Below are 22,307 nucleotides of genomic sequence, written 5' to 3' on the forward strand. Positions count from 1 at the left end.
TCTCTTGTGCTCTCGCGCTATTCCCGACGCTCAAAGTGATCGCGGAGGTGGCGCATGAGGGTGTCAGAGTTCTTCGATTACGTCGGCCACCCGCTGGCCTATTATCCGCCGCTCGCTGAACCATTTAGCAGCGCAATCGCCGCATTGCTTGCGTTGATCGATCGCCGTCGCGCCATTGGTGTCGGAAGGAGGGCGCGTTGAGCCGCTTCATAATCATTCCGCATCGCGTGCTCTCGGACGCACGTTTCACCTCAATGACGCCTCTGCGCGTCTTGATGGCGCTCGGCAACCGAACGGACAAGAACGGCTGGGCATTCGTCAAACGCAAAACACTGGCCGAGAGCGTGGGCGTATCACGTGCGCGGATCAGCCAGTGCATCGCTGATCTTCGCGCCTGGGGCTACATCGAAGTCATAGCGCAGGAACGCAGCGGTGGCGGCGGACAGACCTGCAATCGTTATCGCGTGCTCTATGACGTTGGTGGTCCCGAGCCGCTCGACGAGATCGACGACGAGGACAGGAACGGTCCGACTCCCCAGGTAAGCGACGCTGACCCCCCGGTAAGCGACGCTAACCCCCCGGTAAGCCACAAGGAGCTTACCCCCCGGTTAGCAGAGCTTACCCCCCGGTTAGCTCCATACGATTTACCCCAGTAGTTAACGATGTTGTTGTTAACGATAAAAGCAGCAGCATCGCGTGCACGCGCGACCCTGTGGATAACTCTGCTGCTGCTTTCTCGAAAACCGAAAATCCAAACCTTGAATACCAGCTCACTGAGCTTCTGATCGCCTTAGAGGCGGCGCGTCGCAAACGTTTGCGCGTCGAGCGTCGTCCGGATCGAGCGCACGTGCTCGGCTGGGTGCGCCGAGGCCTCACCGCCGACCAGCTGCGCGAAGCACATCGGCGAGCAGTGGCTGCGCGCGAGCGGGACGGCGACAGCCGTGCTGTGAACGTCGGGTTTCTCGCTCGCTTCGTCGACGAGGTACGTGTTGAAGCGCCCGGCGCGCCAACGGGCGCAAGCGGCGCTGAGTGGTGGCTTGGCGGCGAAGCCGACATCTGCCGGGAAGGCTTGCGACTCGGTGTGCGCCCGAAGCACCCTGACGAATCGTTGCCCGAATACCGCGTGTTGGTTGCGAAGGCCGCGGGCAGAGGACCGTGGATAGACCACGTGCTGAGAGACGCTCAGCGCAGCGGATCGGAGCGCTTTTATCGAAACGTGATTGCCGCCTTCGGCGACGCGCTGCTGCCTACGGATTTCCACGCTTGAGCCACGCGTAGACGAGAGGCGGCGAGTGTCGCCGGTCGCGAGCCTACGTATCGGATGGACTCACGCAAGCGCGCATCGCTGCCTGGCTGCTCACGTTTGCGGACCCGTCGAGCGTCTTCTAACCCTATTCGCTGGAGTCAAGAGCGATGCATTTTCGAAAGCTTTTTCGTGCCGTTTTTTTTGACGTTTTGCTGGCTATCTGCCTCTGCTTGTGGATCGAGCGCGGCTGCGAACTCGCCCGGGACCTTGCCGTTGCCTACCTGTGCGTCATTGCGCAAATCATGTGGATCGCTGCCTTGTTGGTGCGAGCAAAGGATTACGAGCACGGCTATCCGGTGAATGCCTTCTACGATTTCGTGAGCACGACGGCGATCATCGCCGTTCTCATCTCCCAGCACGAACTCGTCGTAGCCTTGCTTTTGGGTGTCCCGTATGTATTCACCCTCGCGAAACGGGGGGTGGCCGGAGCATGGTGAGCTATCACTTATTTCGCGTGGGAAAACGGTGGCACTACCGGTTTCAGGTGAACGGCGCACGCGTGCAGCGCAGCACACGCGAGAGCGTAAAGCACAAGGCCGAAGTCGTGGCAGCGCGAGCCTATCAAGACGCCAAGCTGTGGTCGAGAGGACGCGAGCCCGTCCCGACGCTGCAGGAATTGTTCATGAAGTGGATCGCCGCCAACGAGCTGATCGTGAGCGGCGCGCACATTAAGTCGATGCGAACAGTCGCCCGGCTGCATCTCTACGAGCTCGCGGATATTTCGGTCGATCAGTTGACCAACGAGGCAATCGAGCAGGCGCGTCTTGAGCATTTGAAGACACACAGCCGGGCGAGTGGCAACCACTGGCTCAAGTCCATCAAGGTCGTTTGCAACTGGGCGGTCCGGCGCAACATCCTGCCGGTGGTGCCGTGGTCGGTGAAGCTGATGAAGCTGCAGAAGAGGCCACGCACCACCTTGCCCGTGTCAAGGGCCTCGCATTGGTTGGTCGAAGTGGATGCTGCCGCCGCTCGGCGACCTGGCGTTTCGATCGCCGTGCGATTGATGCTTGGACTGGGGTTGCGCGAATTCGAGACTATCACGGCGCGCTGGGAGTGGCTCGACTGGGAGCGCGGCACCTATACGCCAGGCCAGACCAAAGGCCGCGAGGCGGATCCCGTGCCTGTCCCGCAATGGTTGCTCGACTATCTGCATCCTTTGCGCAAGGCGTGCGGACTGATCGTCACGCGCCCCACCGGAGAGGCGTGCAAAGCGGGTTTTACGCGTCGGGCGATGTTTGCTGCGAACGCTGCATGCGAAGTTATGGGTCTCACGCCGCACCGGCTGCGCGGAACGTTCGCCACATTGCTGAGCGAACAAGGCGTTCCAATCCAAACCATCAGGCGAGTGATGCGTCACAAGGATCCCCGCACGACGATGGTCTATCTGGAGGCGGACCTCGGTTCAGTGGTCGATGCTCAAGCACGCTTGAGCGAGAAGATGGGATTGGGCAATGCGCAAAAACGCGAAGTGAGTGGCGAAAAAGTGGCGAAGGGCACCGCTCAAACCCGCGTCGTTACTGAGTTGCCAAATTCCTGTGAGTCATCCGCTCAGGGTGCGCACGACGAGACTCAAGCCATCACGAGGTCGTCGACAACATGAGCGCATACACATACATTGAAATGTCTGCGATTCCGCAACCGCTTCTGCGGATGGCCGTGCGACGGCTGGAAGGATCGCAGAATTGGATCTCGATTCCAGGCTGCCCATTCGCTGGAATCGAAGAAGCAGGTCAGATCCAGTTTCCGTATCCGCGCAACCGGGAACTGCGCAAGCAGTTGCTTGCCTGGCTAGATCACTGGAACATTTCTTACGGCGTTGAGCAATAGCGAGATCGGTGGAGAGGCTATGAGTGAACAAGGCTTGAATGAAGGTGCGCGAAACGCCGCTGACGACAAGACCCATCGGTGGGTCGCTTGGTGCCTGACGCGACGCATTTTCGCGCCGTGTGTGAAGTCCAACGTGCTTGCACGTCTTCAACCTACGCGGCGGGCAGTGGCGCAGGAGCCGGACTCATTCTTGGATCCCGAGATGCCGTTCTTCAATATGGCGATTCATGCACTATGCGAACAAGGCGATTGCGCGCGCGACGCTGAGTGCTTCCTTGGAATCTATTGGTACAACGTGAACATTAAGGCATTGGCCTACGAGCAGAATTGCGCGCGCGGCACGATCTATAACCGCGCCCGGCGGTTTGCGACACGCGCCGAATCGCTTAGTAAATCAATCCGCCGGGCAAGTGAGAGCTTCATGTCCGAGAAGTGTTCAAGAATTATTGAACAAAATAGTTCTACTGCTGATTGAACACTTTCATATAAAATCGGTTCCTAATCGATAGGCTGCATCACTGTCTTTAAGGCCCGCATGGCTCAAACCATGTGGGCTTTTTGCATTGGTGCGCGTCTTGCGCGATAGCTTCGTTCGAGGCTAGTTCATCCATCTCTGTGTTGCAACCTGCGAATGGCGAGACTGAGCACCCTTAAGCCCCGACTGGGTAACGTGAGGGCCAATAGGCTCTCGTTGTTGGAGGTGAAAGCTGGATCCACGGTGCGCATTCGTGGGCGCAGATGGATGACGACGCGCATGCGCATCGCCGCTCGCGACAGTTTCTGCTGTGCGGAGTGCGGCCGAGCTTGGAACGAGCATCTCGATCACGTCGATCATCGTGTACCACTTGAAGCCGGTGGCAGCAACGACGACGCCAATCTGCAGTTGCTCTGCGTTGACTGCCATGCGCGCAAGACGGCGGCGGAGGCTGCGGGGCGGTTCGGACGTTGAGCAAGTGCTTGGGGGGAGGGGGTATCGAAAGTCTGGAGGGTTTGAGGCTCGGACACCGACTGCTCTCTCACGCGCACAATTTTTCCCCTTTTTCGAGAGTTGCTAATGTCGCTAACGAATAAGCAACGGCTGTTCGTCGAGGCGTATCTCGTTGATGGAAAAGGGAAAAGCGCCGCAGTCGCAGCCGGATACTGCCAGCGCACCGCTAGCATCGAAGCTAACCGGTTGCTAAAGAACCCGCGGGTGTTAGCGGAGATCGAGCGTCGAAGAAAATTGCTTCATCGGCCGCCGAAGGTCGCGCCAGATTTGAAGAACGCGGCCGCGAACGCAGGGTTCGATGTGTCCAGAGCGTTCTCGACGCGCGACGCACTGGAATTCCTGATCGCGGTGTTCAACGATCCGATGAGCGAGCCAAAGCTGCGCGTCGACTCGGCGAAGGCAGTCGCTCCGTACCAACATGCGAAGAAAGGCGAGGGTGGCAAGAAGGATGCGCAACAAGAGGCGGCGAAGCGGGCTGCATCTAAATTCGGGGCGCCTCCCCCTGCACCACGCCTTGCGGCGAGCGGGGGTAAGAAGCTGTGACGCCCGAACAAGAGGAGATCATTCTCGATTGGGTCACGTCATGTAAAGATTGGAGCGAACGGCTGAAGGATGGCCGCACGATCATCCCGCCGCCTATTTTTGCCGAAGAGGCGGAGTACGCTCTGTCAATCTTCAAGGAACTAAAGATCGTTGACGCGCCCGGTTCGCCTTCATTTGGCGAGGCGTCGGCGCAGTGGGTATTTGATCTGGTGGCATCGATATTTGGCGCGTATGACCGGGCGAACAATCGGCGGCTGATTATCGAATGGTTTGTCTGCCTGCCGAAGAAGAACAGCAAGTCGACGCTTGCGGCGGGCATCATGATGACCGCGATGCTGGTCAATCAGCGCCAGTCGGCGGAATTCGCCATTCTTGCTCCCACTATTGAAGTCGCGAACAACAGCTTTGCGCCATCGCGTGACATGGTGAAGCACGAACCCGAGCTCGACCCGATCTTTCAGGTTCAGGTGCATGTGAAGACAATCACGCACCGCATAACAGGCGCGACGCTCAAAGTTGTGGCGGCTGATGCCAATACGGTATCGGGCAAGAAGTCGGTCGGAACGCTTGTCGACGAGTTATGGCTGTTCGGGAAGATGGCGAACGCAGAGGACATGCTGCGCGAGGCCATCGGTGGTCTTGCGGCTCGCCCTGAAGGCTTCGTTATCTACCTGACCACGCAGTCGAACGAGCCGCCCGCAGGTGTGTTCGCCAAAAAGTTGCAGTATGCGCGCGACGTTCGCGACGGCAAGATTATCGACAAGCAGTTCGTGGCGGTCATTTATGAGCATCCACCGGAGATGGTGCGCTCGAAGGAACATCTGAAGGTCGAAAACTTGGCGATGGTGAATCCGAACTTCGGATTCTCTGTCGATCAGGCGTTTTTAGAGCGCGAGTTCCGCAAGGCGCGCGAAGAGGGCGAAGAGTCATTCCGGGGTTTCCTCGCGAAGCACGCCAACGTAGAGATCGGCCTTGCATTGCGCTCAGATCGTTGGGCGGGCGCGGAGTTCTGGGAGGCAGCAGCACTCGCATCGAGTCTCACGCTCGAGGCGCTGATGGCTCGTTCAGAGGTAATCGACGTGGGAATCGATGGCGGCGGGCTCGATGACTTACTCGGGCTTGCGGTAGTGGGTCGTGAGAAAGACTCGCGTAATTGGCTTGCCTGGACGCACGCGTGGGCGCATCCGTCCGTACTCGATCGTCGAAAGGAGATCGCGCCGCGGCTGCGCGATTTCGAAGCTGATGGCGACTTGACGATGGTGGCGCAGATCGGCGATGACGTGCGGGATGTCGCCGACATCGTTGCTGCGATCTATCAGGCTGGTCTGCTCGATAAGGTGGGAGCAGACCCGGCGGGCATCGGTAGCGTGCTCGATGCGCTGGCAGAGGTGGGCATCCCCGAAGACAAGGTTATCGGAATCTCGCAGGGTTGGAAGCTCTCAGGCGCCATCAAAACGGCGGAGCGACGTCTTGCTGTTGCGGGAAGCAGAGGATCTAACGGCGATGACGTAGGACCGGACGGCGTGCTTTTGCACGGTGGTCAGCCGCTGATGGCCTGGTGCGTAGGAAATGCGCGCGTCGTACCGGTCGGCAACGCAGTGAATATCACGAAGCAGGCCAGCGGGACAGGGAAGATTGATCCGTTGATGGCGCTGTTTAACGCCGTGACACTGATGGCACTTAATCCCACAGCGTTGCACGGCGGTTCCGTTTATGACCAAGGGGTAGGCGTTTGAAGACAATCGGAATTGCTGGCTGGATCGCTGGACTAGTTGGCTTTGGACTGCTCGTTTTCGGTGTGGCACTTATTAGTGTGCCAGCGGGATTTATCGTGGCGGGACTGTTCCTTTTGTTCTGGGCATACCTTGCCGACCGTGCCGCGGCTCGCATCGGGCAGGCGGCGCAGGCAAAGGAGTAGGTAGTGTTTTTTAGCAAGCATCTATTGCCTAGCGTCGGTCTCTCGCAGACAGGATTCGGCGGATGGATCTCGTCGCTTCTGGGTAGCGTGCGCTCCGAGTCGGGCCAGACCGTTACGAAGGAAAGCGCGCTATCGCTCACGGTACTGCAGGCCTGTGTCACGTTGCTGGCCGAAAGTATTGCGCAGTTGCCGATCGAGCTGTATGAACGATCTGGCGATGATAGGAAGCCGGCCGTTAATCACCCGCTGTATTCAATACTGAAATACGAACCGAACTCGTGGCAAACACCGTTCGAGTATCAAGAGCAATCGCAGCTTGCCGTCGGACTTTGCGGCAATAGCTATAGCTTTATCGATCGCGACTGCGATGGGGTCGTTCGCGGGCTTTATCCGCTGCCAAGCGAATCGGTGGTGATTAAGCGCGGTGGGGATCTCCGGCCCCTATACATCGCCTTTGGCAGGGAGCCGATGCCCCAGCGCCTGATCCATCATGTTCGCTGGATCACGCTCGATAGTTATACAGGGCTGTCCCCAATCATGCTCCATGCGAATGCGATTGGGCATGCTCAGGCGATACAGCAGTATGCGGGAAGGTCGTTTCTGAATGGCACGGTGCTTTCCGGCGTGATTGAGCGACCGAGTGCAAGCCCGCCCATCAAGGATCAAGCAGATGTCGATCGCATTACCGACAGCTGGAACGCGAAGTTCGCAGGCTCAGGCAACGCCAAGAAGGTCGCGCTCCTGCAGGAGGGAATGACCTTTAAGCCGCTGTCGATGACTAACGTTGACGCGGCTTTGATCGACGCGTTGCGGCTCTCCGCGCTCGACATCGCGCGGATCTATAAGATTCCGGCGCACATGGTGAACGAACTTGAGCGGGCCACGTTCAGTAACATCGAGCATCAGGAGATTCAGTTTGTGATCTATACCTTGTTGCCATGGGTCAAGCGGCACGAGCAGGCGAAAACGCGTGATTTGCTGCTGCCGTCCGAGCGCAAGCGGTACTTCATCGAATACAACCTGGCAGGGCTGCTGCGGGGTGACCAGGCGTCGCGGTACGCAGCTTATGCGGTCGGGCGTCAATGGGGCTGGCTGTCAAGCAATGACATCCGGCGCTTGGAGAACATGCCGCCAGTGGATGGCGGCGATACCTATCTGAGCCCGCTCAATATGGTAGACGCATCCATGCCGCTGCCGCCCGCTACGAGCAAAAACGAACCCACGAAAGCACAAATTGAAGACGTTCAAAGGATCCTTGCTTGAAACCACATCTTAGAATCGCCAGCCTGATCTTCAATCAGCCTCAGCTCGTCAGTGACCAAATGATGTCGCTTGCTGTGCAATGGGCGGATCAAGCGATGCACCTGAATATTGTCAATCTGACGGTGAACGGCGCGCAACCGAACATCATGGAAGACGATCGCTCGGGTGCTGGCGCGCAGATGACGAGGGCTTCAGATTGCCGACGCGCCGTCGTGGCGGATACGGGTCTGGACATCATTTCGGTGTCTGGAATCCTTGTGTCGCGTTCGGCACATCTCAACCCATGCGAGCCGATGACGAGTTATGAAGGCCTGCGATCTTCGCTGAATCAGGCTGTCGGTGATCCTGCGGTCGAACACATTATTCTCGATATCGACAGCAACGGGGGCAGCGCGACGGGCGCGTTCGAGCTTGCCAACGACATCCGCGCTGCCACGAAACTGAAACCGATCACGGCGATCGTCAATTTCTCGGCGTTTTCGGGCGGCTATCTGATCGCGGCGGCTGCATCGAACGTGATCGTGAGTCAGACCTCGGGCGTGGGTTCAATCGGTGTGATCGCGAAACACCTGGACGTATCCAAGCGCGACGAGCAGCAGGGCATCAAGGTCACGTCGGTGTTCGCTGGCGATCGCAAAAACGATCTGACGCCGCACGAGCCGCTGAGCGATCAATCACTTCAGCAACTAACAAGTGTGGTTCAGACCAACTACATGCAATTTGTCGATGCAATCGCGAACTTTCGCGGGCTCACGACGCAGGCAGTTAAGGACACGCAAGCGAGCGTCTTCTTTGGCAAGCTGGGCGTGGACGCCGGGTTGGCCGACAGTGTCGAGACGCCATAGGCCGCGGTGAACCGAATCGCGGCCGAAGTCCGCCACTCACGCGGTAAGCGGACGTCAAAAATCGCTTCGCGCCGAAGCATTGCTGCGCAAGCCGCTGCAATGAGCATGCGAAGCACGTACTAACGCAACCTAGGTTTCGTCCTTGAGCGCGTTAGCGTCTCGGTCGAGTACGGCAGCCCTTAGGCGGCATTTTTATTGGAGGCCTGATTTTGAACATCAACGAACTTCGCCGCGAACGCGCAACCATTAACCAGCAGGTCCAGGCGCTAGCTGCGATCGAGGCCGGCGGCGTTGCACTGTCGGCCGAGCAGCACGCTGAGTTTGCGAGCTTGAGCACCAAATTCAGCGAGATCACGGCGCAGATCGAGCGGGCCGAGGCGGCTGAGCGCATGGCGGCCGCAGCGGCGGTCGTCATAGATCCGACTGCGGCCGCAGTGGCGGGCGCTGCGGCGCCGGTCGTTCCGGCGGAGCCGAAGATCCCGGAAGTGAAGGGCGCGAAGATGGCGCGTATGGTTCGCGCGCTAGCGGCTGCGCGTGGCGATACCCAGTTGGCCTCAAAGTTGGCGATCGAGCGCGGTTTCGGCGAAGAGGTCGCTATGTCGTTAAACACATTGGAAACAAGTGCTGGCGGCGTGCTCGTGCCTTCGAACCTGTCGAGCGAAGTGATCGAGTTGCTGCGTCCGAAGTCGGTCGTTCGTAGGCTTGGCGCGCGCACGCTGCCCCTGTCGAACGGAAACATCACCATCCCGCGACTGAAAGGCGGCGCGGTAGTCGGCTACATCGGCGCAGATGACGATATTCCCGCATCGCAGCAGCAGTTCGACGATTTGAAGCTCACGGCCAAAAAGCTTGCGGCACTTGTGCCAATCGCAAACGATCTGCTTAAGTATGCGGGCGTGAACCCAAATGTCGACCAGATAGTTGTGGCCGACCTTACCAGCGCGATCGGGACTCGCGAAGATAAAGCTTTCATTCTCGATGACGGCAATTCGAACACGCCGAAAGGCCTTCGTCACTGGGCGGTACAGGCAAATAAGATAACCGCAAGCGATGGATCGACGATCCAGAAAGTCGACACGGACCTAAACAAGGTAATCCTCGCGCTTGAAGGTGCGGACGCGAACATGATCACGCCGGGGTGGATCATGGCACCCCGCGTGTTCCGCTTTCTGACGAGCATGCGCGACGGAAACGGCAACAAGGTATACCCGGAGCTCGACAATGGGATGTTGAGGGGCTACCCCGTTGGCCGGACGACGCAGGTCCCCGTGAACCTCGTCGCCGAGGGAGGTAAAGAACCCGGCAACCTGTCGGAAATTTATTTTGCGGATTTCGGCGACCTGTTCATCGGCGAAGAAGAGGCGCTTGAGATCGACTACAGCAAGGAAGCCACCTACACGATCGCTCGCGATGGAAAAAGTGAAACGGTGAGCGCCTTCCAGCGAGATCAGACGTTGATTCGTGTCATTGCGAAGAACGACTTCGGCCCACGCCACGTCGAATCGATTGCCGTGCTCACCGGCGTGCGCTGGGGTGCCTAATGCTCGGCAATAAAGGGTGAACGCCAGTGGCCGCCGTACTTCTTGAATACCTGGACGACACTGAGCCGCTGGCGTTCGAAGACGTTGCCGCACAGTGTCGCATCGACGATGAGGATGAGCGTGATTTCATCGAGCGCATCGTGATTCCTGGCGCTCGACAGGCAGCGGAAAGCAAGTCGGGTGCTGCAGTTCGGAAGGCCCGTTATGTCGAGCGTTTCAATGGCTTCCCGCAAGGCGATTTCGCATTGTCTATCGGGCAGGTCTTGTGCGTTGAAAACATTCAATCGCGCACTGGGTCGGAAGCGTTGACGACGCTCGATCCGAGCAACTACGAAATTGTGCAGTTGGGGCGCGAGACGCTTCTCGCGCCCGCCTACAACAGCTCTTGGCCCGAGGCCAGCGCCGTCTTTATCACGTACCGCGCTGGCATTGACCTGGCGCGCTATCCGTCGGTGCGTTCCTGGATGCTGCTAGCGTCAGCGTGGGCATATGACCATCGTGAATTGTTCGCGCGGGGACAGGGTATCAACGAGATGCCGGGTGGCTATGCCGATGTGCTGCTTGCGCCAATTTGTGTTCCGTCGAGGTTTTGATGCCAGCGGGAACGTTCAATCGAACCGTGTGTATCGAGCGCCGTGTACGTGATGCAGATACTGCATCGATCGAATGGGAGCTTGTCATTAACCCCCGCGCATCGGTGATTATGCAAAGCGGCAAGGAGATTATTGCGGCCGATGCACCTATCAGCATCATGCGAGCAAGCGTGCGCATCCGATACAGCAAAAGACTCTTCAACATTATCCGGCAGGGCATGCGCTTGACGGTTGACGACGTTGTGATGCGGATCGAGAGCGTGTGGCCTGATGTTAGGCGGCGGGAGTACATCCAACTGATATGTGTAAGCGATGAGTGCCGAACGGGTCGTTCGTGACGCACTCGCACATCTTGCCGACGGGCGTGTGTTCGAAGACGCCGTGGATGACGATGTTCCCCCGCCCTGGATCGTTTATCAGGTGGCGGGGGGTGAAATCGCGGCGGATCTGAGCGGCAGGCCATGCGTCGAGTATCTTGCGCGCGTGCAGATCGCAGTGTGGCATGCGACGCCGGAGGGTCGCTCCTCGCTGATGCGACAAGTTATGGGCGCGGTGATTCGCCCTGAGGTAGGAGCTGTGCCGCTAGGCGCGCCTACAAACATCTTCGAGCATGGGACGCGGCTATTTGGTAGCCGTGTTGATGTGAGCGTTTGGAGTGAGTGGTAGCGAGCTGTGCAAACCTCTTGGCTACCTTGCGTCGAGGTTGTATGTTTTATGAAGGAGCAGTTGAGATGACCGAAGTGAGAACGTTACAGGCGGACGCAGCAAAACAGGAAAGCACGAGCGCTGTAAAAGCGCAGGGCACTCTTCTGTATTACACGAAGACGACCAGCAGCGATGGCGGCGATGTCCCGGATGCGGACTGGAAACAGGTCACCAACCTGAGCGACATAACAGGCTTCAATGGTTCGGCGAACATGGCCGATGTCACGCGTCTGGACAGCAAGGGCAAAGAGAAGCGCCCAGGCTTGCAGGACTGGGGGCAGGTGACAATCTCCCTGTTCATCAATTTGAAAGAAGAGTCTCATATGGCGCTGCTCACCGCCAAGCAGAAAGGCGATAAGCTCGGATTCAAGCTCACGCTCTCGGACGGGAGCACGATCGAGTTCAAGGCGTACGTCAAAGACTTTCCGATTTCCGCCAAAGTTGATCAATATGTGGCCGGCTCGATCAACCTCGAGATTACTAACGACATTACTGTGACGCCGAGCAAAAAGTAATCCAAGCCCGATTCTCCTGGTCGGTCCTTAACTTTAAGATGTGGAATGGAAACGTGATGAACAAGGAACAATTCTTAGCGGCGTTTGCGCCGCTTGTGGTGCAAGAGCCGGTGCAAGCGCTCGATGGCGCAACGGTGCGCTTTCGAGAACTCTCAGGTGCGGCGCGCGATGAACTCTACGACAGCGCAAAAAATGGCAACGGCAATAGCGGTTTCGAAGCAGCCCTGATTGCGGCGACGGTCGTGAACGAAAGCGACGAGCCGCTGTTCAGCCAGGATGATGTGGCAGTCATGCGCGCTGGTCGCGCGCCATTGCTGGAGGAACTCGCGCAGATTGCGTTGCGCCTGAACGCGCTCGGTCAGCGCGCGCAGGAGCAAGCCTTAAAAAACTGAAGGCCGACCCGCAGAAACTGATGTGGATGCGCATCGCCATGAAACTGGGCATGTCGGTGCGGCGCGCCAAGGTCGAAGTGTCTAGCGCTGAGTTCGCGGACTGGGTGGCGTTTTTCGAGCACGAGCCGTGGGGCGAGCACATCGAAGATCTGCGGGTAGGCACGCTGATGAGCCTTTTATACAACATGCATCGTGGCAAGGATGCGCCCGCGCTGCATGCGGCGGATTTCACGCCGTGGTCCGGCTGGTGCAACCCGGCTCGTTCAGGATCTGAGCGCGGTGGCGAGTGCCATCGAAGTGCCGACGAAATCGCAATCTGCGCCTTCGGCATCGATCTCGAACAGATCAAGCGCTCTGGGGCGAAACAGGTGATTGTGCGAAAGGGCGAGGTCATTGGGCTATGAGCAGAGACTATCGTATCGAGAATCTCGAATCGTTGACGGGGATGTTGCGCACGCTTGACGAGGCGGTTGGCGAGAGCACGCTTCGCCAGGCGGCAGTCGCCGGCGCTCGCGTCATTCATAACGAGATCAAACGGCGTGCGCCGGTGGGTAACCGAGATGGGATGCGTCGAGGTCAGCCGCATACACCGGGTTTCCTGCGCGACCATATGCTGATTGCCTATGACAGAGAAGCGTCGGTGCCGGGCAAGTATGCCTCTTACTTGATCACCTGGAGCAAGGATGCCTTTTACGGGCGCTTCCTCGAATTGGGCAAGCGCAACGCGGTAAAGCTCACTGAGCGCACGCTCGCGCGCGCGATTCGAGAGATCGAGTTCGGCAGTTCGCGCACGCCCGCGCAACCCTTCATCCGCCCTGCGTTCGATGCCAAACAGACCGCTGCGCTGCACGTAATGGCTGAGGTCGTCCAAAAGAAGTTGAAGGAGGTAGGCAATGGCTAATGAAGTCGTCACTCGCGTCAGTGTCGACGCGAGCGGTTTCGAAGCAGGCATGGAGCGCACCAAGCGGGCCGCGAACGGGTTCGTGGCGCATCAGCAAGCGAGCGCGAGCAAGTATGAGGCGTCTAAGCAGCAGATGGCGGCAAGCAGCACCATGACTGTCCGCGCGCTTGAGGAAGCCGCGAGGTCGGGCAGTGCCGCGACGGCACGGCAGGTGAGCGCTGCGGTGAAAGGGTTTGCGAAGGTTGCTGACACGGCTGGCAAGACGCGCTTCGATCTGATGCGATTGAGAGCGGCAAATCTTGGCATTGCCGAGTCTGTTGAGCCATTGATTGCGAAGGCGGAAGCTGCCTCGCGTGCCATGCATCATCTCGGAGCAGGGTCGGTGGCCGCTCGGCGCGAATTATTTGTGCTGGGTCACGAGGCGATGCAAGGCAGCTGGAAGAACTTCACGGGCTCGCTCATGGTGCTGGCCGAGCGCATCGATATCTTGCCGATGCTATGCGGTCCGGCGGGCGTAGCGCTCGGCGCGCTGGGCGCAGGCGCCTATGCTGCCTATCACGCGATTCATTCGTTGACCGAGCAGCAGGAAAAGCTTGATCGCGCAATGCTGCTCACGGGCAACTATGCCGCGCTCACGCAGGGCAAGCTGCAAGCGTATTCCGACATCATCTCGCAACGTATTGGGGTGTCGATCGCAGAAGCGCGCGATGCGTTGATGGCGCTGGCTAACTCAGGGCATGTAGCCGGCGCGGATATGCAACAAAGTGCAGAAGGCGTTGCGGCGTTCGCCAAGGTCTCTGGCCAGTCGGTGGCGGAGACCACACGCCAGTTCCTGCAATCGTACGGTCATGCAACGGACGCTGCGCGCAAATGGCGCGAGAATCATCACGATCTTGGGCAAGCGCAGATCGACCATATTCGCATCCTTGAGCTGTCGGGCGACAAGGCCGGAGCCTGGGCGGCATTCGTGCAGGCGGCAAGCGAGAGTGCGCGCAAGGCAGTGGCGTCGGACAATCGCGAGATGGCGCAAAGCTACGAAACGCTCGGCCAGAAGTGGGACCGTTTCTGGCGAGGCATAACGGGCAGAGGCGACGCTCTGCAGAAGGCGCAAGACGAGTTGGCAGCCGCTCGCTCGGCGCAGCTCGATCCTGAGTTAAATCCCGGCGGGCTGAACACGGAGGCGTTCGACAAGAAGATCAAGGCGCTTGAGCGGCTGCAGCAGACATTGCTCAACGCGAGCGAAAAAAACGATCCGCATCAAAAGAGCGTTGAGACGTTCAAAGCGATGATGGATCATCATGCCGAGTACATGAAATCGGCGCGCTCGCGTCAGGAGCAGCTTGCCGACGCGAACAAGGAGACGAACGAGTATTTCGATACTCTAACAAGAGCGGGCGAGGCAGCGGGCAAGACTCGCGAAGAGCTCAGGGCGCTCGATGCAGAGCGCCAGAAAATGCTTGCGCATAATGAAGACCGTTACCGGCCGCACGACAGAAAGCTGCATGCGTCTCAAGTCGATGCCGGGGCGCGTTATCTGGAGCGTATCCGCGAGCAAGGCGCAGCGCTCGATGCGCAGTCGCGTACAACGGACAGACTCACGAACGCGCAGAAGGAACTCGCGCAGTTCAACGAGAGGATGGCTGCTGTCAAGCAATATGCGGCAAGCGCTGAAGATAGAAGCCTGCTGCATTCAGAGAAGCAAATCCGGGCTGCGCTTGAGCACAATGTGGCACTCGAGAGGGCAAACACGCTGCGGGCGGCACAGGTGAGGCTCGCGCAGCGCGCAGATCAGGCGCACGCGAGTGTGATCGAATATCAGCAGGGCCAAGAGGAGCACTATGCGCGCGTGCTTGATGAGCGCGCGAGCGGCCGCCGGGTCGATCCTTTGGGTCGGCAAGAGCGGGCGGCTATGGCTGAGATTGTGCGCCACTACCAGCACGCGCTCGATGCGCTTAAGCAGACCACGCCCGCCGAGTTGCTGGGCAGCGAAGCGTATCGCAAGGCGGTCGAACAAATCAAATTGCAACTTGAACGCTCGAGCGAGATGCACACCGAGCACTTTGCGACGCTCAAGCGCCTGCGTGACGATTGGGCGGCGGGCTTACGCAACGGCGTCGCTGATTTTTATAAAGACACGCTTGACAAGGCTGAGACGGCGAGACAGGCGATGGTCAACGTCATGAGCCGGATGGAAGACGCGGTGGCGAAGTTCGTGACGACGGGCAAGCTCGGTGTAAGACAGTTTGTCGCCAGCGCGCTGGCCGATCTCTCCAAGCTCGCATTGCACCGGGCAATGGGTGGCGTGATTGCAGGTCTGATGGATCGCTCACCGACCACAGGAGTGATTGCGCAGCTTCTGAAGCTGCTGCCCCATCGCGCGCAGGGTGGATCCATCTCCGGGCCGGGCACAGGCACGAGCGACAGCATCCCCGCGATGTTGTCCAACGGAGAGTACGTGGTGAACGCCGCCTCGGCACGCCAGCATCATGCGCTGCTCGACGCGATCAATTCGAACCACCTTAGGCATTTCGCTTCCAGTGGCATCGTGGGCGCAACGGCTGCAGCCGCTCCACGAACAGCAGGCGCGCAAGTTCAGCTGGAGGTTCATCATCACGGAGGTGCGGGCTTGGGCGAGCGGGACGCCCGTGAGTTGCAGGAAATGGTGCGCATATTTGTGGATCAGAGAATCGGCCGCAAGATGGGCGGCCAGGGCGGAGTCGGTTACTTGATGTCGCAGGGGTTGCTTGCGTGAGCGTATAGGCTATGTATCGCACCTTCACTTGGTCGCCTTTTGTTGACGCGGAGGGAACCACGCACTATCGAGTGCGTACGGTACAGTTCGGCGACGGCTACAGTCAGGTCGTGGCCGACGGCATGCGCAACGTCACGGAGTCGTGGCCACTTCGGTTTGTTGGTGACGGGCAAGAAATCGGCGCAATCCGCGCCTTTCTCAATGCTACGCGCGGTACCGAACCCTTTTACTGGACACCGCCCTTACGCACGCGCGGTCTATTCAGGCTCGACGCTCAGCAGGGCGTGCAAACGCGCACGCTCGGCGGCGATCTTTACGCATTGAGCGTGACATTCAAGGAGGTCTTCGACGCATGAGCGAAGTGATCAATGCTGCACGCGCGGATGTGCAGCGATTAGAACCTGGCGCGCTAATCGAGCTCTTCGAGCTCGATCTGACAAACCGACGGGGTGAAGTCCTTCGGTTTCACGCGCATCAGCACGGGGGCGTGATCAAGTGGCAAGGACAGCAGTATCACGCGTTTCCCGTGCAAGTGACTGGCTTTGGACGAACCGGTGATGCTGCACAACCCACGCCCAGGCTGAGCGTCGCGAATCTCAACGGCGCGATCTCTAGACTGTGCGAGCGGTTTGCCGATCTCGTGGGCGCGCCCGTGCGACGGCGCAGAACGCTTGCACAATATCTTGACGATAGTGCGCAAGCAGACCCGCACGCCGAGATGCCCGTCGAAGTGTGGTTGATTGAGCAGAAGACGCTCGAATCAGCGGCGGTGGTCGAATTCTCTTTGAGCTCACCCTTGGATCTGTCGGGGCGCAAACTGCCTGTGCGCCAGATTATCAGTGCGGTGTGCAAATGGCAGTATCGCGGAGCCGAATGCGGGTACAAGGGACCACCATTCTTCACGCGCAAGAACATTAAGACGGAGAATCCGGAAGAGGATGTGTGCGGTGGGCGATTGTCGTGCTGCCGTGCGCGCTTCCAGGACAACCCGCTGCCTTTTGGTGGCTTCCCGGCTGCAGGCGCGGATGGCGCGCTTACGCGAGGCGGATGAGCGATGCTTGCTGATCGCGCGCGCGCGGCGATCCAGGCGCACGCGCTCGCGTGTTACCCGAACGAATCGTGCGGGCTGATCGTGCGTGGCGATTATGTGCCGTGCGCCAACGTCGCTCATCACCCTTCCGAGCATTTCGCCATTTCGGCTGCCGAGTACGCTCACATAGAAGATTTGGGATCCGTGCAGGCCATCGTCCATTCGCATCCTGATGCGAGTGCTCTTCCAAGCCTCGACGACTTGCGTGCTTGTGGGGCGTCAGGCGTTCCCCTATGGTTTATTCAAAGTGTGCAGCGCGACCAGCACGGTGCCGTCCACGCCGGCCGCCTCCATCACATCACGGCGCAAGCAATCGCCCAAGCGACTGCCACCGCGCCGCTGATCGGCGCAAGCTTTATGCACGGCGTAGACGATTGTTACGGAATCGTGCGGCGTTATTACCGCGCGGCACTCGGGCTGGATCTGCCGGACTTTGAACGCTCTGGCAAGTGGTGGACCGATGCTGCGTGCTCGCTGTATCTCGACAACTACGAAGCGGTCGGCTTCTTCAGCCTGGGGTTCGACGCGCGCCTGCAGACGGGCGACGTCCTACTCATGGCGATTGCGAGCCGATACGGCGTGCCCAACCACGCCGCAGTCTATCTCGGGCACGACGAGATATTGCACCACCTTTGGGGTCAGCTCTCGCGACGCGAGCCGCTGCCGCGCTATCAAAGACACGTGACGCATGTTCTACGTCACCGGGAGACATTGAATTGGAAGATGTAGTACGCCCAATCAGGCTGTACGGAAGCTTGGGTGCCAAGTTTGGCCGAGAGCACGCCTATGTCGTGCGTTCGCCTCGCGAAGCGTTAGGTGCCCTTGGAGCCATGATTCCAGGCTTCTGGCGTGAACTCTGCAAGAGCGGTCAGCGGGGCGTGCGCTATGCTGTGTTCGTGGGGCAGCGCAATGTGAATCAAACGCAACTCGATTGGCCCTCAGGCGGCGAGGCCATTCGCATCGCCCCGGTGGTAGCGGGCAGTAAGGCAGGGGGGATATTCCAGACGATCGCAGGGGTGTCGCTCGCCGCCGCCGGGGCCGCATCAATGTGGCTGATTCCTGGCAATGCGTTCGGCATCGACATGATGTTGATGGGAGGTTCGTTAGCGCTGGGCGGCATTGCGCAGATGCTCTCGCCACAGACGCCGACTCCGAGCCCGACAAATCAACATGGGATGCCAGGTATCCAGAACGTCACCGCTCAAGGTGGCCCGGTGCCTTTGTTGTACGGCCGCATGCGTGTTGGATCGATTGTCACCAGTGCTTGCATACAAGCGTTCGACGTGCCCGCGCGCACCGAGTCGGAGGAGCCTGCGTCACACGCCAATGAGTCGCTTGAAGATCAAGTCAAGACGCTGATAGATAGCTGTTTGAGCTACACCGTTGTCGATCTTATCTCGGAGGGAGAGATAGAGGGATTGGCGAACAATGTTGGGCCGATTCCCGCCAATGCTATTCCGCTTCGCTCTGTTTATCTGGACGGCATCCGAGTCGAAAACGACGACGGAAGCCGGACGTTCAAAGTTGAAGAATTTGATTTGCTCGAGGGGCGGGCGGAGCAGGATGCTATTGAGTGGGTTACTGCGGCCTCAAGTGAGGTGCAAGTGGGCGTCGAGCTGCAGCGTCGTCTGGCCGACAAAGAGGAGGGTGGCAAGAAGATCAAGGTGACGCATTTCACGCCTTATTCTGTCGAGCTCGCCGAGCCGGACGTGGATGAGGTGGATGTTACCGTCCAAGTGAATGATTTGTGGTGGGATTCGAATAAAGGGCACACGAACGCGACGATCAAGCTTCGGTTTGAACCATCGTACTATCCGCCGCTTAAAGACGTTCCTGCGCCGGAGCCCGAGACTAAAGAAATCACGGGCATCTGCCAAAGCTACTGCAAGACATTTACATTTCCAGTGCGCTTAGTCGGAGGCGCGCGCTTTGTGCTGAAGATCACGCGTGCGGACGAGATCGATCAAGGGAAAAGTGCCGGCAAGAAACACGGTACGGCACATGTGATGAGCTACACAAAAAAGCGAACCGGCAAGTTCAAATATCCCGCCAGCGCTTTGGTGGCGATGCGAATCAACTCAGATAAGTTTGATCGTATTCCGGTTCGCTCTTATGACGTGAAGGGCTTGCTGGTCGAGGTGCCAGACAATTACGATCCGCTCAAACGGGTCTATGCTGGCACGTGGGCCGGAAAGTTTAAGCGAGCGTGGACCGACAATCCAGCATGGATCTTTCGAGATCTGCTTCTCAATCGCCGCTATGGCGCCGGTGCCTGGGTGAACGAGTCGTACGTAGACCGGTATGCGTTGTATGCCATTGCAAAGTACTGCGATGAGCGCGTGCCCAGTAGCGATGGCGGCACGGAGCCGCGTTTCACGTGCAACTGCCATATCACATCACGCACGCACGCGTTCGCTTTACTGCAGCAGCTTGCGAGTATATTTCGTGGTATAGCCTACTGGAGTGCCGGTAGCATATTGTGTTCGGCCGACATGCCGTGCGACCCGGTATACATCTATAACCCGAGCAATGTCGTGCAAGGAGTGTTCAAGTATACCGGGAGCGCGTTGAAGTCACGCTACACGGCGGTGATGGTCACATGGTGTGACCCGAACAACGGATTTCAGCGGGCCGTTGAAAGCGTCGAAGACTTTGATGGTATCGCTCTGTACGGTTACAACACGGCAGAAATCACGGCGTTTGGCTGTACCAGCCGATCGCAGGCGCAACGGGCTGGGCATTGGCTTCTCGAAACCTCGCGCCTGGAAACCGACACTGTAACGTTCGGCGTTGGTCTGGATGGAGCGCTTGCGCTTCCCGGACAGGTGATAGAGATTGCCGATCCGTTGCGCTCGCAGCGTTCGGCCGGTGGGCGTGTCAAAGCGGTGAGCGAGACAGGCCATGTGATCCTGGACCGCGAGATGCAAGCGCTTTCTGGAGACTATCTCACGTTGATGCTGCCAGATGCGCGCATTCAACGCGTGGAAATTGAGAGTGCGCATGGCACGCAGGTCATGCCGGGAAAGCCACTTTTGCAGACGCCCGTTTCTGGTGCAGCATGGACGATCCAGCCGGCAGCTGAGGTGCGGCAGTTGTATCGCGTGGTCGGCGTGTCTGAATCGCATGATGGAACGTCTTTCACGATCACGGCGACGCGGCACGCACCAGAGAAGTTTGAGCTAGTCGACAATGCGGCGGCGTCTGACGAGATCCATCGAGAGTACGTGCCGATTGCCGCGCCAAGCGCGCTACGCATTGAAGCATTCGCGGACTATGGCGCGAAGATGTCGGCCAAGATATCGTGGGGCGCGGTGGCCGGTGCCAAACACTATCTGCTTGAGTGGCATCAATCGGGGCAAGTAGTCAAGAAAGAGCGGCTTCCAAACACGAAGTGCGAGTGGGTCGTGCACGACTTAAACACCGGCTACTACACGGCGCGCGTTCAGGCCGAGGTGTGGGACGGTCGTTTATCGGAGGCGGCCACCGCGACCCGAACGCTCAATGGATTGGTCTCAATCAAGGGCATGCGCATGGGCCGCGATCGTCAATTGTTGACGATCGACTGCGAGCTTGATGGCGCAACGAACTCACTTCAATGGTGCGTTGAGGTTGGCCTAAGTGAGACAGACAAGTTCACTGACGCCAGGGTCAACCTATGCGGCGAGGTGGGCTCTGCCCGGGTGCGGGTAGGCGTGCGTCGCTCAGGGTATTGCTGGGTCCGGGCGCGATATGCGACCCCCTCGGCGAATGGCGGACTCAATGACTTTCATGCAAGCGGCTGGTTTCCGAGCGAAGCCGGGCCAGGCATACGATACGAAAAGGATTGACGCGATGCGAGCGATCGAGACCGGTTTGGAGATTCGACCTTGGCATAAAGCTTTCGACTATAAGAATCGCCGAACGGGCGAATTGATCCTCACGCAAAGCGACGACCAATTTCGAGATTCACTGCGTGTTGCCGTTCCTAGAAAACGTGATCTCAGTCATATCGACCTGGGCACATCGATAATTTTTGGTGGTGCCCCGCTATCAGATTCACAGCTGCGCGCAGCGTGCCTAGTCGACGCAGATTTGGCCGGGGCGAATCTGGAACGAGCTACGATCAAGCAAGGCGATATGCGTAGCGCCAACTTAGAGCAGGCGGTGCTCGTTGGAGCGCAATTGAGCGGTGTCATTCTGTGCGGCGCTAACCTGGTCAATGCCAAGATGGCTGGGGCTATGTTAAACGGTGCGGATTTGACGGGCTCTAACTTGTACGGAGCTGACTTGAAGGGGGCTGATTTGCGCGATTGCAAGCTGAACGGGGCGATCCTTGAAGGCGCGAACCTCGACGGCGCAATTCGCAGCGACACGTCTTGGAAGCGTGGCACTGAGATTAAAAACCGCCATACCGGCGCGGTGATTCTGACCACGCAGAGCGACAATCTTGCTGACGATCTCAGTCAAAGCCGCGAACAGAGATCTGAGTCACGCAGATCTTAGTAGTGAGCATCGGGATAACGCGCCGCTCGTGAATGTCAAACTCGCGAACGCCTCGCTTTGCGACGTCGACCTCACAGGAGCGAGCCTGACCTGCGGCGACCTACGAGCAGCTGACCTGCGGGGCGCAATTCTTGTGCGAGCATCGCTCAAAGGTGCGAATCTAAGCGGGGCCTGTTTGCGCAGCGCAGATTTCTCAGGAGCTGACTTAAGCGGGGCCGATCTAAGCGGCGCTGACTTCGATCGAGCGCGACTCGAGAAGGTGAATCTTCGAGGTGCTGATTTGGCAGGGGCAAATTTGATTGTCGCACGCGTAGGTGAAATCGAGCATTTTCAGGGCGATTAGACGAAACGCGGAGAGCATCACTAATCGCTGCGAGTAAAAGCTCAGAACTCGTACGCGTCCAATTGTCCAGAAAGCGCAATTCTTATAAATTGATACCCGCTCCGCGTCTGTAGCAACGGCGTGCCTGGTCTCACTCGTCAGGCAATTTCGGAGTTGTTTGTGATCCCCGACCCTGGGGGCGATGTAAAGCCCTCTTTAAGCCGCTGAACTGCACCCCAAAAGTTGGACACCAGTCCAACGATTTGGGGTGTTTTTTCATGAGCAAGCACAGCGCACGATTCAAGCAAGCAGTCGTCAAAGACT

General features: G+C 58.6%; 26 protein-coding genes. All 26 read left to right on the top strand.

Annotation, left to right across the window (positions count from 1 at the left end):
- The first annotated feature begins 197 nt into the window (after positions 1-197).
- The 26 genes from QCE83_RS03880 to QCE83_RS35105 all read left to right on the top strand — a co-directional run bounded on the left by QCE83_RS03880 (position 198) and on the right by QCE83_RS35105 (position 22,004).
- Positions 198-656, top strand: a complete 459-nt coding sequence (locus QCE83_RS03880) for a helix-turn-helix domain-containing protein (protein ID WP_309807728.1) — start codon at positions 198-200, stop codon at positions 654-656.
- A 56-nt stretch (positions 657-712) separates the two neighbouring features.
- Complete coding sequence (locus QCE83_RS03885) at positions 713-1,267, top strand: hypothetical protein (protein ID WP_309807729.1); 555 nt, start codon at positions 713-715, stop codon at positions 1,265-1,267.
- A gap of 146 nt (positions 1,268-1,413) precedes the next feature.
- Positions 1,414-1,743: a hypothetical protein gene (locus tag QCE83_RS03890; protein WP_309807730.1), complete on the top strand. Its 330-nt coding sequence runs from the start codon at positions 1,414-1,416 to the stop codon at positions 1,741-1,743.
- A complete protein-coding gene (locus QCE83_RS03895; RefSeq protein ID WP_309807731.1) occupies positions 1,737-2,906 on the top strand; it encodes a site-specific integrase in 1,170 nt (389 codons plus the stop codon). The genes QCE83_RS03890 and QCE83_RS03895 overlap by 7 nt, the downstream gene beginning before the upstream one ends.
- Complete coding sequence (locus tag QCE83_RS03900; protein ID WP_309807732.1) at positions 2,903-3,133, top strand: hypothetical protein; 231 nt, start codon at positions 2,903-2,905, stop codon at positions 3,131-3,133. Before QCE83_RS03895 ends, QCE83_RS03900 begins: the two co-directional genes overlap by 4 nt.
- Positions 3,134-3,152: 19 nt before the next feature.
- Positions 3,153-3,608 carry a hypothetical protein gene (locus tag QCE83_RS03905; protein ID WP_309807733.1) on the top strand — a complete coding sequence of 152 codons (456 nt, stop codon included), beginning with the start codon at positions 3,153-3,155 and terminating at the stop codon, positions 3,606-3,608.
- A gap of 279 nt (positions 3,609-3,887) precedes the next feature.
- Positions 3,888-4,082 carry an HNH endonuclease signature motif containing protein gene (locus QCE83_RS03910; protein WP_309807734.1) on the top strand — a complete coding sequence of 65 codons (195 nt, stop codon included), beginning with the start codon at positions 3,888-3,890 and terminating at the stop codon, positions 4,080-4,082.
- Between the two features lie 105 nt (positions 4,083-4,187).
- A complete protein-coding gene (locus QCE83_RS03915) occupies positions 4,188-4,664 on the top strand; it encodes a terminase small subunit (protein WP_309807735.1) in 477 nt (158 codons plus the stop codon).
- Positions 4,661-6,400 carry a terminase large subunit gene (locus QCE83_RS03920; RefSeq protein ID WP_309807736.1) on the top strand — a complete coding sequence of 580 codons (1,740 nt, stop codon included), beginning with the start codon at positions 4,661-4,663 and terminating at the stop codon, positions 6,398-6,400. The genes QCE83_RS03915 and QCE83_RS03920 overlap by 4 nt, the downstream gene beginning before the upstream one ends.
- Before the next feature lie 185 nt (positions 6,401-6,585).
- Entirely contained in the window at positions 6,586-7,845 is a 1,260-nt protein-coding gene (locus QCE83_RS03925) for a phage portal protein (RefSeq protein ID WP_309807739.1), read from the top strand.
- A complete protein-coding gene (locus QCE83_RS03930) occupies positions 7,842-8,690 on the top strand; it encodes a S49 family peptidase (protein WP_309807741.1) in 849 nt (282 codons plus the stop codon). Before QCE83_RS03925 ends, QCE83_RS03930 begins: the two co-directional genes overlap by 4 nt.
- 209 nt (positions 8,691-8,899) lie before the next feature.
- Positions 8,900-10,231, top strand: coding sequence for a phage major capsid protein (locus QCE83_RS03935; protein WP_309807743.1), 1,332 nt, complete (start codon positions 8,900-8,902; stop codon positions 10,229-10,231).
- A gap of 26 nt (positions 10,232-10,257) precedes the next feature.
- On the top strand, positions 10,258-10,824 hold the full coding sequence (locus tag QCE83_RS03940; protein ID WP_309807744.1) for a hypothetical protein: 567 nt from the start codon (positions 10,258-10,260) through the stop codon (positions 10,822-10,824).
- Positions 10,824-11,162, top strand: a complete 339-nt coding sequence (locus QCE83_RS35095; protein ID WP_404984116.1) for a phage head closure protein — start codon at positions 10,824-10,826, stop codon at positions 11,160-11,162. The genes QCE83_RS03940 and QCE83_RS35095 overlap by 1 nt, the downstream gene beginning before the upstream one ends.
- The gene (locus QCE83_RS35100; protein WP_404984117.1) at positions 11,137-11,490 is read left to right on the top strand and encodes a DUF3168 domain-containing protein; all 354 of its coding nucleotides are present in this window, start codon (positions 11,137-11,139) and stop codon (positions 11,488-11,490) included. Before QCE83_RS35095 ends, QCE83_RS35100 begins: the two co-directional genes overlap by 26 nt.
- 65 nt (positions 11,491-11,555) lie before the next feature.
- Entirely contained in the window at positions 11,556-12,044 is a 489-nt protein-coding gene (locus tag QCE83_RS03945; protein WP_309807745.1) for a phage tail tube protein, read from the top strand.
- 56 nt (positions 12,045-12,100) lie between these two features.
- Positions 12,101-12,436, top strand: a complete 336-nt coding sequence (locus tag QCE83_RS03950; RefSeq protein WP_309807746.1) for a hypothetical protein — start codon at positions 12,101-12,103, stop codon at positions 12,434-12,436.
- Between the two features lie 20 nt (positions 12,437-12,456).
- Entirely contained in the window at positions 12,457-12,840 is a 384-nt protein-coding gene (locus QCE83_RS03955; RefSeq protein WP_309807747.1) for a hypothetical protein, read from the top strand.
- The gene (locus tag QCE83_RS03960) at positions 12,837-13,337 is read left to right on the top strand and encodes an HK97-gp10 family putative phage morphogenesis protein (RefSeq protein ID WP_309807749.1); all 501 of its coding nucleotides are present in this window, start codon (positions 12,837-12,839) and stop codon (positions 13,335-13,337) included. The genes QCE83_RS03955 and QCE83_RS03960 overlap by 4 nt, the downstream gene beginning before the upstream one ends.
- Positions 13,330-16,089 (top strand): phage tail length tape measure family protein, encoded by a 2,760-nt coding sequence (locus QCE83_RS03965; RefSeq protein ID WP_309807751.1) that lies wholly within the window; start codon positions 13,330-13,332, stop codon positions 16,087-16,089. Before QCE83_RS03960 ends, QCE83_RS03965 begins: the two co-directional genes overlap by 8 nt.
- Positions 16,090-16,100: 11 nt before the next feature.
- Positions 16,101-16,445, top strand: coding sequence for a phage tail protein (locus tag QCE83_RS03970; RefSeq protein WP_309807752.1), 345 nt, complete (start codon positions 16,101-16,103; stop codon positions 16,443-16,445).
- Entirely contained in the window at positions 16,442-17,140 is a 699-nt protein-coding gene (locus tag QCE83_RS03975; protein WP_309807753.1) for a phage minor tail protein L, read from the top strand. Before QCE83_RS03970 ends, QCE83_RS03975 begins: the two co-directional genes overlap by 4 nt.
- A gap of 3 nt (positions 17,141-17,143) precedes the next feature.
- Entirely contained in the window at positions 17,144-17,908 is a 765-nt protein-coding gene (locus tag QCE83_RS03980) for a Mov34/MPN/PAD-1 family protein (protein WP_309807754.1), read from the top strand.
- The gene (locus QCE83_RS03985; RefSeq protein ID WP_309807755.1) at positions 17,896-21,006 is read left to right on the top strand and encodes a phage tail protein; all 3,111 of its coding nucleotides are present in this window, start codon (positions 17,896-17,898) and stop codon (positions 21,004-21,006) included. The genes QCE83_RS03980 and QCE83_RS03985 overlap by 13 nt, the downstream gene beginning before the upstream one ends.
- A 4-nt stretch (positions 21,007-21,010) precedes the next feature.
- The gene (locus QCE83_RS03990) at positions 21,011-21,661 is read left to right on the top strand and encodes a pentapeptide repeat-containing protein (protein WP_309807756.1); all 651 of its coding nucleotides are present in this window, start codon (positions 21,011-21,013) and stop codon (positions 21,659-21,661) included.
- Positions 21,662-21,689: 28 nt separating this feature from the next.
- Positions 21,690-22,004, top strand: a complete 315-nt coding sequence (locus tag QCE83_RS35105; protein ID WP_404984118.1) for a pentapeptide repeat-containing protein — start codon at positions 21,690-21,692, stop codon at positions 22,002-22,004.
- The last annotated feature ends 303 nt before the right edge of the window (positions 22,005-22,307 follow it).

The organism is Caballeronia sp. LZ034LL (assembly GCF_031451215.1).
Lineage (GTDB): Bacteria > Pseudomonadota > Gammaproteobacteria > Burkholderiales > Burkholderiaceae > Caballeronia.